Annotated in this window: 11 protein-coding genes and 1 riboswitch; of the genes, 1 reads left to right on the plus strand and 10 read right to left on the minus strand. The window is 47.2% G+C overall.

What is annotated here, in order from left to right; all coding sequences use genetic code 11:
• Nucleotides 1-17: 17 nt before the first annotated feature.
• From H8S44_RS05505 to H8S44_RS05545, 9 genes are all read right to left on the minus strand, one after another.
• Nucleotides 18-809, minus strand: coding sequence for a DUF3169 family protein (locus tag H8S44_RS05505; protein ID WP_186871637.1), 792 nt, complete (start codon nt 807-809; stop codon nt 18-20).
• Nucleotides 781-1,014 (minus strand): helix-turn-helix transcriptional regulator, encoded by a 234-nt coding sequence (locus H8S44_RS05510; RefSeq protein WP_186871638.1) that lies wholly within the window; start codon nt 1,012-1,014, stop codon nt 781-783. The genes H8S44_RS05505 and H8S44_RS05510 overlap by 29 nt, the downstream gene beginning before the upstream one ends.
• Nucleotides 1,015-1,763: 749 nt before the next feature.
• Nucleotides 1,764-3,317 (minus strand): ABC-F family ATP-binding cassette domain-containing protein, encoded by a 1,554-nt coding sequence (locus H8S44_RS05515; protein ID WP_186871639.1) that lies wholly within the window; start codon nt 3,315-3,317, stop codon nt 1,764-1,766.
• Nucleotides 3,318-3,331: 14 nt separating this feature from the next.
• On the minus strand, nt 3,332-4,870 hold the full coding sequence (locus H8S44_RS05520; protein WP_186871640.1) for an alanine/glycine:cation symporter family protein: 1,539 nt from the start codon (nt 4,868-4,870) through the stop codon (nt 3,332-3,334).
• A gap of 349 nt (nt 4,871-5,219) precedes the next feature.
• Nucleotides 5,220-6,539 carry an aspartate kinase gene (locus H8S44_RS05525; protein ID WP_186871641.1) on the minus strand — a complete coding sequence of 440 codons (1,320 nt, stop codon included), beginning with the start codon at nt 6,537-6,539 and terminating at the stop codon, nt 5,220-5,222.
• A gap of 295 nt (nt 6,540-6,834) precedes the next feature.
• On the minus strand, nt 6,835-7,152 hold the full coding sequence (locus H8S44_RS05530) for a hypothetical protein (RefSeq protein ID WP_330593384.1): 318 nt from the start codon (nt 7,150-7,152) through the stop codon (nt 6,835-6,837).
• Between the two features lie 16 nt (nt 7,153-7,168).
• Complete coding sequence (locus tag H8S44_RS05535; protein WP_186871642.1) at nt 7,169-9,331, minus strand: ATP-binding protein; 2,163 nt, start codon at nt 9,329-9,331, stop codon at nt 7,169-7,171.
• Complete coding sequence (locus tag H8S44_RS05540; RefSeq protein ID WP_186871643.1) at nt 9,315-10,130, minus strand: substrate-binding periplasmic protein; 816 nt, start codon at nt 10,128-10,130, stop codon at nt 9,315-9,317. Before H8S44_RS05540 ends, H8S44_RS05535 begins: the two co-directional genes overlap by 17 nt.
• Before the next feature lie 180 nt (nt 10,131-10,310).
• Nucleotides 10,311-10,386: riboswitch (cyclic di-GMP riboswitch) on the minus strand.
• Nucleotides 10,387-10,657: 271 nt separating this feature from the next.
• Nucleotides 10,658-11,398 carry a YoaP domain-containing protein gene (locus tag H8S44_RS05545; RefSeq protein WP_186871644.1) on the minus strand — a complete coding sequence of 247 codons (741 nt, stop codon included), beginning with the start codon at nt 11,396-11,398 and terminating at the stop codon, nt 10,658-10,660.
• A gap of 153 nt (nt 11,399-11,551) precedes the next feature.
• On the opposite strand from H8S44_RS05545, the gene H8S44_RS05550 reads away from it, so the two are divergent.
• On the plus strand, nt 11,552-11,809 hold the full coding sequence (locus H8S44_RS05550) for a type II toxin-antitoxin system YafQ family toxin (protein ID WP_186871868.1): 258 nt from the start codon (nt 11,552-11,554) through the stop codon (nt 11,807-11,809).
• A 365-nt stretch (nt 11,810-12,174) separates the two neighbouring features.
• On the opposite strand, the gene H8S44_RS05555 is transcribed toward H8S44_RS05550, so the two are convergent.
• Nucleotides 12,175-13,146, minus strand: coding sequence for an alpha/beta hydrolase (locus H8S44_RS05555; RefSeq protein ID WP_186871645.1), 972 nt, complete (start codon nt 13,144-13,146; stop codon nt 12,175-12,177).
• Between the last annotated feature and the right edge of the window lie 2 nt (nt 13,147-13,148).

A 13,148-nucleotide genomic window follows, 5' to 3' on the forward strand; every position in this document is an offset into this window, starting at 1 on the left:
GGTATTGCAAGGTGTGGTCAGCGGAGCAGGCCCCTGGTTTCTCTCAGCTTTACGCAGGAATGCGTATAGGTAAACTGGGTCAGCATCCAGATAGCAGAGACAACTACCACCGCAAATATGCCGGTGTCTAAATACAAGTGCGCTACCATCGTTCCCGCCAGCAAAACAGGAATGGTGCGATTTACAGTCATATACGTTTTGTAAGCACTTCGATATATAATCTCTTTCTCAGCCTCGTCGCAGCTCTCCAGCCATTGCTCCTGGAATTTCAGGGAAGCCGGATCGCCTTTTTTCTCCGGATGTGTCTTCTGTACCAGCTTCACATAGCGTATCTGCCAGAAATAGTTGTAGATAAAGCAGGCAATAAAGACGACGCAAGCTGCCAGAAAGGGAATTGCGTGACCGTCGGTGGTGATATATTTCATGGAATAGCCGAAGGTCAGAACCAGGATGCTGAGGATCTGGGACACCACGCTCACATTCATGCCAAAGCCCCCTTCTTTCTCTTCCTCATACTCCAGCCGATCGCACTCTTCATCCTCTGCGGTCTGCTGCTTTTCACAGATCCTTTTCAGCTTCCGGTAGGTCCGCTCCTCCAGAACCACGCATACCGCAAAAATAATGCCAAGGAGCGGCGTAAGGACGCTTCGAATCAACTCTGTGATTCCGGTTCCATTGAATCCGCTTCCCGTTTCTAGGGATACCTGATAGATACCTCCGAAAATGCTTCCCAGCACTCCGCCAACCACCATTGCACTGCCCATAACCTTCAGGGCTTTTTTATAACTGTTCGTTTTCTTTTCCTTCATGCTGCTCCTCCTCATACTGAAAAATATCTTCTACCTGTACCCTGCAGATCTTCGCCAGCTTCAGAGCCAGGGCCACTGACGGAGAATAGTCTCCACGTTCTATCAGGCTGATGGTCTGTCTGGATACTCCGGCCAGCTTTCCCAGCTCTGTCTGATTGATTCCCAGCCGGGAACGGTACTCCTTTAACTGATTGAATAATGGCATGGTCGTTTGCTCCTTTGTGTTTGACAACTTTTCTTGTCATTATTAGAGTAGCATTGACAAAGATCTTTGTCAATATGATTTGACAAATTTATTTGTCATCTTTCTTCCTGACAGCCAGCTGCTGTTCCGTTTTTCCGTAGCTGTTGGCCGTATAATTTCAGCTACTTCTTCACTTCCGTACCTGCTGAACATGCTCCTTCACCGTTATCCCTTGCGAAGCAAAGAACGCCGCTTTCATAGCCGTACTTTCCTTGGCCGCTTTTAAAAGACCCTCCCCCCCAGATGTCAAACTCCCTTGCTTCACTACTCGGTGCCCTATTGAGTCCAAAATGTTCATTTCTCCTATCATAGACTTCCATTAACCAATCCGATGCTTTTTCATTTATTTTCTTAATTTCCGTGTCTTCCTTCAGTGAAAACTTGACATTTCCGGCCTGCGATGCTATATTACTTTGCGAAGGATTCTGTATCTCATTGATCTTCTGCCTTTGCGCAGAAGTGAGTAATGCAGAATCCTTTTCATTGATTCTTATAGCATGAATCCAAAAGTGATTTGTCTGTATAATGGAATACCTAATTCAAACTTCTGATGGATGAGCCATGCGATCGTAGATGCAGATGCCATAAAATAAAGAACAGAAGGATACGGCACCAGAACCTCCGTATATGTAAACAGGAATCTTTCAGAAAATTCAATTTATTTTCCGAAAGATTCCTGTTTTATATCATATCAATTTTCTATTTTCGTTTTACAGCGCCTTCGTCGTCCACCTGCTCATATCCCACACTTCTCCCACCACATCCCGGTAAAATTCCGGCTCGTGGCAAATCAACAGGATACTTCCCTTGTACTCTTTCAGCGCCCGCTTCAGCTCGTCTTTGGCGTCCACATCCAGATGGTTCGTGGGCTCGTCCAGGAGGAGGAAGTTTGTATCCCGGTTGATGAGCTTGCAGAGGCGGACCTTGGCCTGCTCGCCGCCGCTTAAAACCCGGACCTGGCTTTCGATGTGCTTGGTAGTCAGACCGCATTTGGCCAGGGCCGCACGGATCTCCTGCTGATTATAAGAGGGAAATTCATTCCAGATCTCGTCGATACAGGTGGTCTTATTGTCGCCCTTTACCTCCTGCTCAAAATAACCCAGCTGCAGGTTTTCGCCCAGCTCACAGCTGCCGGCCAGGGAGGGAATCAGACCCAGGATACTCTTTAACAGCGTGGTCTTACCGATCCCGTTTGTGCCCACCAGTGCGATTTTCTGACCGCGCTCCATGGTAAAATTCAGAGGCTTGGACAGGGGCTCGTCATAGCCGATGACCAGATCTCTTGTCTCGAAAAGAAGCTTGCCCGGGGTGCGGCCATAGCGGAAGTTGAACTCAGGCTTGGGTTTCTCGGCCGCCAGCTCGATGACATCCATTTTGTCCAGCTTCTTCTGGCGGGACATGGCCATATTCCGAGTGGAGACCCGGGCCTTATTGCGGGCCACGAAATCCTTCAGCTCGCTGATTTCCTGCTGCTGACGGCGGTATGCCGCCTCCAGCTGGGCCTTCTTCACTGCATAGACCTCCTGGAAATGGTCATAATCGCCCACATAGCGGTTCAACTCCTGATTCTCCATGTGGTAAATAATATTGACCACCTCGTTCATAAAGGGCACGTCATGGGAAATCAGAATAAACGCATTCTCATAGTCTAAAAGATACCGCTTCAGCCAGGCGATATGCTCCTCGTCCAGATAGTTGGTGGGCTCGTCCAGAAGCAGAATATCCGGCTTTTCCAGTAAGAGCTTGGCCAGCAGAACCTTGGTTCGCTGACCGCCGCTCAAATCCGTCACATCCCGATCCAGGCCCAGATCCAGAAGTCCCAGGGCCCGGGCCACCTCTTCTACCTTGGCGTCGATGGTGTAAAAATCATGCAGAGCCAGCTCGTCCTGGATGGTCCCCAGCTCCTCCATCAGAGCGTCCATGTCGTCTCCGGCATCGCCCAGCATGTCGCAGATCTCATTCATCCGCTGCTCCTTCTGAAGAAGCGGGTCAAAGGCTGAACGCAGCACCTGGCCGATGGTCATGCCCTTTTCCAGCACCGCATGCTGATCCAGATAGCCCGCGTGGACATTCTTCGCCCATTCCACCTTTCCCTCGTCGGGCATAAGCTTTCCGGTCACGATGCTCATGAACGTAGACTTTCCCTCGCCGTTGGCGCCCACCAGACCGATATGCTCACCCTTCAGAAGCCGGAATGACACATCAGAAAAGATGGCCCGGTCTCCAAATCCGTGACTTAAGTGCTCCACATTTAAAATACTCATAAAAAACTCCCTGTTTAATTTTTCTTCTGTTTTTCATCCCAGGCCGGAACAGAAATGCCCGCCACCTCGGAGGTGAATGGGGTTCCGTCCTGTTTTTCAAAATGCTTCCATGCCCGCAGCACGTATTTGAAGCCTATGTACTGAAGGGGCAGGTTGCAGTATACCATCAGGATATTGGCGAAATCACTCAGATCCCAGAGGGCAGCCAGATCCATGCCGGCGATATTAGTAATAACGCCGAAAGAGATAACCACCAGACAGATCACACGGATGGTATTGATAAAAGCCTTTTTGCCGGAAATACGGTTCGCGCAGATCTCCGTGAAGGACATGAAGCCCACCAGACAGGTAAATGCGAACAGTCCGAAGCAGACGCTGACCAGAAGCGTCACCAGTCCGTAAGTCCCACTGTTGCCCGTCAGGGCACCACAGGAAGCCAGGAACTTATCCAGCTTGCCCATTTCAAACCAGGCAGCCGCTCCGTCCGTCAGCCACATCCGGCCCATGATTACCACGAAACCGGTCAGCGTACAGATAACGATGGTATCCAGGAATACACCCAGCGCCTGTACGCAGCCCTGGTCACAGGGATGAGCCGCGTTTGCCGCAGCTGCAGGCATGGTGATGGTTCCCTGTCCGGCCTCATTGGACATCAGGCCACGCTTGATACCCTGACTGAGAGCGATTCCGAAGGCTCCGCCGAATATGGCGTCCGGCTTGAAAGCCTGGGAAAAGATAGCTCCAAAGAACCAGGGAATTCGGTTGATATTGCATACCACCAGTACGATAACGGTCAACACATAAATCACAGCCATAACCGGCACCAGCAGGTCTGTTACCTTTGTAACTTTCTTAATACCGCCGAAGCTGATAAGCGCCGTTACTACGATCAGAACGCCAAAGGATACCCAGTAAAGGGTGGAATCCGTGGCAATGGTCGTACCGGTAACCACCTCCGCGATAGCTCCTACTGCAGAAATGGTATTAAAACCCTGCGCAGGGAAGCACAGAAACGCGTAAATGATGTAAAGCAGACTCAGAACGACGCCCGCCCAGGCCGCGTCCTTTAAGAGTCTCCGTCCGTAGAAGGGCAGGCCTCCCACATATTCGCCGCCACGCTTTTCCTTAAAAATCTGCGACAAAGTAGCTTCCACAAAAGCTGTGGACATTCCGAAAAACGCGGACACCCACATCCAGAACAGAGCGCCCGGACCTCCCACGGAAATCGCTCCGGTCACGCCCAGAATATTACCCGGGCCCACGCGCATGGCTGTGGACAAAAGAAATGCCGCCAGGGAAGAAATACCGATCTCCGTTCCCCGGTTTTTCAACAGTACATGAATTCCGTATCGGAACTTCCGCACCTGAACAAAACGCAGACGGAATGTGAAAAAGATTCCGGTTCCCACCAGCAGGATAATCGCCAGGCTGAAATTTCCCAGTACCGGAATATTCGCGTACCAGCTCAGATTCGTGGGGAAATCCCAGAACCAGTTGGATACAATCTGGATCTTCCCGCAGATTGCGTTGACTGCCTGAAATAATGCTTCCATAACACTGCCCCTCCTTCAGAAGACGTTTTCTGTTATTATATAGCATAACAGCCGGTCCTGCAATCATTCCCCGCCGGAATCTTTTCTGTTTTTTACAGATAAGACCGAATATCCACCGCCAGCATCTCTTCTTATTTTTGAGAATGCAAAGTTAAAAATAGAATCCTACAACGCAGGATTCTCCGCCTGCGGCGGGTCGCATTAGCGACATGATTCCATTCCGCCGCAGTGCGATCCCCCGGAGGGGCTTTTTGCTCTATAGGAATCATGACTTTCACGTTTTAATGTAACGTAGTATTTCCTATAGAACAAAAAAGAGCCATCTGTTACGACAGCCCTCTTTCCTTACTTACATCTGGGTCAAAACAAAAATATCATAAATTGCTTTGATTGCAGTCTCAAAATCTCTGTTTTCCACACCAATAATAATATTCAGCTCACTGGAACCCTGATCGATCATTTTCACATTCACATTTGCATGGGCCAACGCGGAAAAGATCCTTCCTGCCGTTCCTCTGGTGGACTTCATCCCCCGTCCCACTACGGCAATCAGCGCCAAATCGGACTCCATTTCCACAAAATCCGGAGATACCGCCCGATGGATTCCCGCGATCACCTGCTGTTCCTTTTCTTCAAATTCATCCTGATGCACATAAACGGTCAGTGTATCAATTCCCGAAGGAATATGCTCAAAGCTGATGCCCTGGTCTTCAAATACCTGAAGCACTTTCCGTCCGAATCCGATCTCGCTGTTCATCATGGATTTTTCAATATTGATAGAGCAGAAGCCTTTCTTTCCTGCAATACCGGTGATGGTGTATTTGGGCTTTCTGCAGGTACTTTCCACGATAAAGGTTCCCTTATCCTCCGGATGATTCGTATTCCGGATGTTAATGGGGATTCCTTCTTTTCTGACGGGGAAAATGGCCTCCTCATGAAGGACCGTCGCTCCCATATAAGATAACTCCCGAAGCTCCCGATAGGTAATGTTCTCAATCACAGCCGGATTCTCTACAATCCTCGGATCAGTTACCAGAAAGCCGGATACATCTGTCCAGTTCTCATACAAATCCGCCATGATTGCCTTGGCCACCAGAGAGCCTGTCACATCGGAACCGCCTCTGGAAAAGGTCCGTACCTTTCCGCTATCCTCAGCGCCGTAAAATCCCGGGATAACCGCTTTTTCACATTTTGCCAGTCTTTTCCCCAGAAGCTTATTAGTCTTTTCCGCCTCCAGGACCCCGTTCTTATCAAACCGAATCACTTCCGAGGCATCCACAAACTCATATCCCAGATAAGCCGCCATGACTTTACCATTTAGAAATTCTCCTCTGGACGCGGCATACTCTTTTCCCGCATGCGCGGAAAAATCAGCAGCAATCTGCTCAAACTCCCGATCCAGGGACAGGTCAAGGGATAGTCCCTGAATAATCTCCCGGAAACGCTCCTTAATGGCCTGAAGCTTTCCGGAGAACTCCTCCCCTGCTTCGGCAGCCGCATAGCAGGCATACAGCATATCTGTTACCTTTGTGTCTCCGTCAAAGCGCTTTCCCGGCGCGGAAGGAACCACATACCTGCGGCTTTCTTCGCTTCTGATGATCTCTCCCACCTTCCGGAACTGCTCCGCATTGGCAAGAGAACTTCCTCCAAATTTTACAACTTTTTTCATAATAGTAATGACTCCTCGCAGCTTTTTATAATGCACTGAGGTTATTTTAAAAAAAAGTGGCTGAATTTGCAAGTGTTTCTTTTAAGAATCAGCGTCTCCTGCACGGTGTTTTTCTTGATTTTATATTGCATATAGGTTTTGCTTTACCAAAACAAAGCTCAGCCTTTTCAGACGATTGTTTTTACGGTTGAAGCACCGTGAGTTTGTCAATGGTTTGAATAGCATCGCTGGCATTTTTTTCTTTCTGCGATGTTCCTTTAACAATTCAATATCATTTTCGTGTTTTTCATCAATTTCAAGTAAACCCAATATTCCATTCCTTATTCATAAAATTGCTGAGGTAGGTGTCATAGACAGCACCTGCCACATTGGTTGTGGAAAGGTCCATCAGACTGTCTTTCAGGGGATTTGTATCGTGCAGTGAAAATCGGCAGCAGGTTATAATATCCGGTAATCCACCATTTTCATTCAGAAATTTGTAGAAATCCAGATCGTTATTTCCCACAATAAATTCTTCCCACCGCAGCCTGAACGAAGTGTTACAGCAGTCATCATCACAAAAAGCACTGCCAAAACTCTGTTCCATTTTTTCCTTTTCATTACGAATCCCCATCTGAAATTGTTTTCCACTAATTCAACAATTCATGAATTACCTTTGCCAATAGTTTCACATCAACAGGCTTAGAGATATGTTCGTCCATTCCTGCTTCTTTTGCTCTTATTCTGTCCTCCGTAAACGCATTGGCTGTCATTGCAATGATTGGTATTTTCTTTACATCCTCTCTGTCCAAAGACCGGATTCTCTTTGCAGCTTCATAACCATTCATGTCCGGCATCATAATGTCCATAAGAATAACATCAAATTCACCAGGTTCACTACTGCTGAACAGTTCAACAGCTTCCTGTCCATTCCATGCTTTTGTCACATCAGCACCTTCATTCTGAAGCATAAACTCTGCAATTTTCATGTTCAGCTCATTATCCTCTGCCAGAAGAATATGCAGCCCCTTTATAGATTTTTCGGATACATCCTTCTGTCCTTCCCGTTTATCCACATCCGGATCTATTTTAAACGGAACCCGGATCACAAATGTGGTTCCTGCACCTTCTTCACTTTCAAAGGTAATCGTTCCGCCCATTTTTTCGACCAGCTTCTTTGAAATCGGCATTCCCAGGCCTGTTCCTGTAAATTTTGTTCGGCTTCCTGTGTGTTCCTGTGCAAATGGTTCAAACACACGTTTCTGGAACTCCTCAGTCATTCCGATTCCTGTATCCCGGCAGACAAATTCCATTGTCGTCATTCCGGGCTGTTCGGATGGAATTTCTATGCAGCTGACATAAATTTCTCCGTTTTCTCTGTTAAATTTCACCGCATTCGACAAAATATTCATCATCACACGTTTCACATACCCCGGGCTTCCAATAAAATCACGGTGTGTGATTTCTTTTTTCTCCCACAGGATCCGGATATTCTGTTCTGCAGCCATCTGTTCGATCACAACAAATACTTCCCTGGAAATACTGCTCAGATTAAACGGAATCTCTTCCAGAACGATTTCACCTGACTCAAGCTTACTCATGTCCATAACATCGTTTACCAGTTCCAGCAACAAATTGGAGGCCTCTTTAATCTTTGTCCTGTATTCTGTCTGCTTCTCCATATCATCTGCGTAATGGTCTGCCATATTGACCATGCCGCAGATTCCATTGATCGGTGTCCGGATATCATGGCTCATCCGCTGGAGAAACTCTGTTTTTGCCTCATTGGCGGCTTCTGCCTTTTTTGCAGCTATCAGAAGTTCTGCTTTATATTTTTCATCTTTTTCCTGTTCCTGTTTCCGGTGTTCCAAATTGGTTCTGTATGTCCAGAACCAGAATGTACTGAGCATCAGAAAATAAAGAAAAATAACGCTTATCACACTTAATGGAAGGTTATGGAACACTTCCGTATCCGAAAGGTAGGCATAAATATAATAATCCCTCTGCTTCAGCATGATTCCGTAACATCCGGTTCCTTCCTTTCTCAAATGATAAATGTGCTGACTGTCTGTATGCCTCTTCATCGCCTGAACAACTTCGTTGTCAGCCGTATTCTGCCCCAACAGGCTCTCATCATTGCTGGCAATAACGATTCCATTGTCTGCAACAATAATCGTTCCATCTTTCTGGACACTATAACCATTTAAAAGCCCCTGTATCGTCAGAGTATAGTTTCTGGCAAATTCGGGAGATGTATAATAATAGATTGCTACAATACCCGGTGCATCTTTTCTGGCACAGGCCGCAATGTCGATATGTGACCCGTCTTCCCTGGTAAACCGTTCCGAATAGCTTCTTTCTTCATATTCGGCAAAATCCATGATAATTTCTTTTTGTAGATACTCTGTAATCTCATTTACCAGAGACTCATCCGTGCTGTATTCACAGTCCTTCTTTCCTTCTGCATCCAGTACAATGATACCATCCACCCAGAGAGTCTGCAGATTTTCCTTCAGAAAATCCCTGCTTAGCTGCCCGCCGTTTTCTGTTTCCATTTTAATATTTGTACTCATTTGTCTGGCACTTTCAATGGCACGGAGGAGACTTTTAGATTCCGAAGATTCATTATAATATGTGTAGGTAGAGCACTGCACTTTCACATAATTTACAATCTCCACCATTCTTTTCTCTGCGTCTGCTTTTTCTGCCTGGAAGAAATAAAACATAGAAACTACAGCCACACAGATTCCAATCAGACCTCCGAGCAGCTGGATTCGTTTTTCTTTTTTCTTTCTCTTAATATCCAAGATCATCCACCTCCAGATACTTCTGGGGATCATCCAGATATTTTTCAATGATTTTCAGGGATGTGCCATCCTGACGCATTTCTTCCAGAGTCTGGTTCATCTGCTCACAGATTCCCCTGTCATCATCTTTTGCAAATGCGACACCTATTCCGGTGAGCAGCAGCGGCTCTTCCAGGATACGAAAGCTTGTATCATAATCCTTCATATATTGGAGAATAGATTCCTCATGTGCGGCAGCTGCATCTACATATCCTTTCCCAAGAAAGGTATAGATCAGCTCCCTGTGTCCCAGGCTGATCAGATTTCCCAGTTTTGGGATTCTCTCATCCGTCCGGTTCAGAAAGATGCCTTCCGGTTTGGTTGTGGACTGGACCGCCAGGTTCTTTCCCTCCAGGTCACTCAGTTTATAGATATCACTGTTCTCATTTACAGCAACCACCTGACGGCTTGCTATGTACGGCCCTGCCCAACGGTAATCGTCAAGACGTCCTTCCATGGAAAAACAGCCCATGATACAGTCAATTTCTCCGCTCTCCACCAGTTCCTTTTTCTTCTCCCAGTTGATCTGAACAACCTCCACCCGATATCCCATTCTTTTGAATGCTTCCGTAGCCAGTTCTACATCTATACCCGTCGGTACACCATCCTCATTCAGATAATTGTATGGTGGATAGCTGTCACTGCCGAGCGTAATGACCGGCTTTTCGGTTTCTTTTTTACTGCTGTCTGTATTTTTACACCCTGTCAGCGTGACCACTAAAATTCCCGCAAGCAAAATGCCTGCAATTATTCTTTTTCCTTTCATTTTTCTTCTATTCCTGCTATTCTGCTGTATTTTCCTTTTTTACAATATCAAAATATTCAACAATTCCTATGTATCTGATGAAGCTTTATGCATTTTCCTGTTTCTTCAAAATCAGTGTCCAGGCTTTCTACAAGTATTTTACCATAAAAAAACACTGCCAAGCAGACAGTGCACCTCATTTCATGCAACTGGCTGCCATTTTACAGGCCCTGTAGCTTTGCGTCCCAGACTTTCATCTGGTTTGCCGATTTTCTTATTATAACCTTTAAACATATGCAAAAAATTAATTTTATTATACTCTAGTGCTCCACTGTACACAAGAACTTCTTTCTGTTTTTCTGTAAGACTCTCCAAATTATCTTCCTGAAAAACTGTGATAATGCCACGTCCAATGCTGTACATATTTTTCCAAATGTGATCAACGACAGCAGGTTTTCCTGCGTCATGATTCTCCCCAGTGACGACTGGGAAATGACATCATGTTGTAATGAAAAAAGCAACACAAAAACAGCGGAGTAAAATCAATTTTACAAACCTGCCAGCGCCAGGAATTTTTTATCTGACTGAATACTCTGTGTCAGAAACTGACCGTCTCTGAACAAGGCATAGGTCGTGACCGGCGCAGGTACATTCTGTGCACTTTCTTTATCAGTGATATGGATAGCCTTGAACGGGATACCATGTTCTTTCGCCGCCTCCTGCACTCTTAGCACCCAATAATAGGTGTAGGGACACTGATCGGTGTAATAGAGGATAAAACCGGTTTCCTCAATCGCCGGATGCTTCGCACATTCCCGAAACTTTGGCATCTGTGCGGTCGGTTCAATGGGAAGGTACATGAGATTGATTCCGCAGTCGGATATGTCTGCCACCCGGAATTCCTTGTATGCAAGGAACTTCGGGTCAGCAAGAAATTCACGCTTCCTCCCCTCCGCGCACAGAATACAAATACCTTTCTTCCCCTGCGCTTTGGCATCACGAATACACACATCCAGCAGATCATTCGAGTATCCGTGTCCCTTCATGGAGCCGGACACCCAGAGGCAGTTAATGTAGAGGTAGCCGTCTGCCTCAATAGGTACCCAGGCGTTTTCAGCCGGAATGTATTCGATAAAGCATTTTCCGCGTTCCTCACTGCGATAGAAAACAAGCCCATCATCAAAGCGCTGCCGCAGCCATTCCTTTTTTGCGACACTCTGCTTGCCGGACATGGCACAGCAGATATGTTCCTTGTCAATATTTTCTTTTGTGATCCGGATATAGTTCATCGGTTATTCCTCCTGCTCAACACAGCTGTCCCGGCAGCTTCTGCTTTTCTTTTTCCGGGAAAGTGGATTCAAACTGCTCAAAGCCCTCCAGGTTTTTCTCACAGGCAAAATACCCTTCGGGGTCTTTGTAAGTGCCGGAGACGCCGTCCAAGAATCCAATTTAAGAAGGACTACAAGCTGGCGATGAAACGTCATCTTGATATTGACCTTCTGGATGACATCATTCGCAAACTGGCAAGCAGCGAACAGCTTCCAGAAAAGAATAAAGACCATGCTTTAACCGGAAACTGGATCGGACACCGTGAGTGCCACATTCAGCCGGATTGGCTATTGGTCTATCGGATTGAGAATGATTTGCTCGTCTTGACATTATCCCGAACAGAAACGCACAGCGATTTATTTGGAAAGTAAGAAAATGCACTCGGTACAAACGCCGGGTGCATTTTTCTTTCCGCTGAAATGAAAAAGCACTCTATCATGGGCACAGCCAATGATAAGTTCTATGACGCAACCCATGATAACTTAGATGGTGACACTCACCAAGTTATCCACCAAGTTAGCCATCAAGATTCTACGCCGTCAGCAGCTATATTGCGCCTAATATCCTATTTTCAATTCGCCAAAAGCGAATCCTCCGGAGGCGAGGCAAACATATCATTCTCGCCGCACAGCGTAAAGAGTCTGTATTTCGTTTCAGTACATCCGATGCCGAAACAGCAGAAGCCTGATATACACCCTCCTCCAGATGCTTACGCAAAAACACATAATATGCCGCTTTATCTCAAATACTCCGTAAAGAATGAGTTAAGCTTTTTAAACGGAATGATGTCCATCTGATCGTAAAGGTCGGTGTGGTTTGCACCAGAGATAATGAGCAATTCCTTGTTATCGCCGGCCAGCTTACTGTATGCCGTCTCACTGAAATAGCGGGAGTGCGCTTTCTCTCCGTGTACCAGCAGCACGGCAGAGCGGATTTCGCTGCTGTATTGCAAGATCGGCATATTCAGGAACGACAGCGAGGAGGTCACATTCCAGCCGCCGTTGGAGTTCAGGCTGCGGGGATGGTAGCCTCGGGGGGTCTTGTAGTAGGCGTAATAGTCCTTTACAAACTGCGGTGCGTCCTCCGGCAGCGGATCAACCACGCCGCCCGCCAACGCATAGCTGCCGTTTTTATAGTCCTCGGTGCGCTGTGCATTCATTGCTTTTCGCTTCTCAAAGCGCGCCTGTTCAGAATCTTCGCTGTCAAAGTAGCCGTTGGCAGTCACACGAGTCATGTCGTACATGGTCATAGCAGCGGTCGCTTTAATGCGGGTGTCAATGGCGGCGGCATTGAGCGCCATACCGCCCCAGCCGCAGATACCGATGATACCGATGCGCTCCGGGTCAACGTTCTCCTGCACGGAGAGGAAGTCTACCGCTGCGCAGAAATCCTCGGTATTGATGTCCGGCGAAGCGACATAGCGGGGTGTACCGCCGCTTTCGCCGGTATAGGACGGGTCGAAGGCAATCGTCAAGAAGCCAAACTCCGCCATTTTCTGTGCATACAGGCCGGAGGACTGCTCCTTTACCGCACCGAACGGACCGCTGACGGCAATGGCGGGCAGATTGCCCTCCGCGCCCTTCGGCGTGTACATATCCGCCGCCAGTGTGATGCCGTAGCGGTTGTGAAAGGTCACCTTTTTGTGGTCTACCTTGTCACTTTTCGGGAACACCTTATCCCATTCCTGTGTCAGATTCGGTTTTTCCATAT

It is taken from the genome of Anaerosacchariphilus hominis (genome assembly GCF_014290175.1).
Lineage (GTDB): Bacteria > Bacillota > Clostridia > Lachnospirales > Lachnospiraceae > Laedolimicola > Laedolimicola hominis.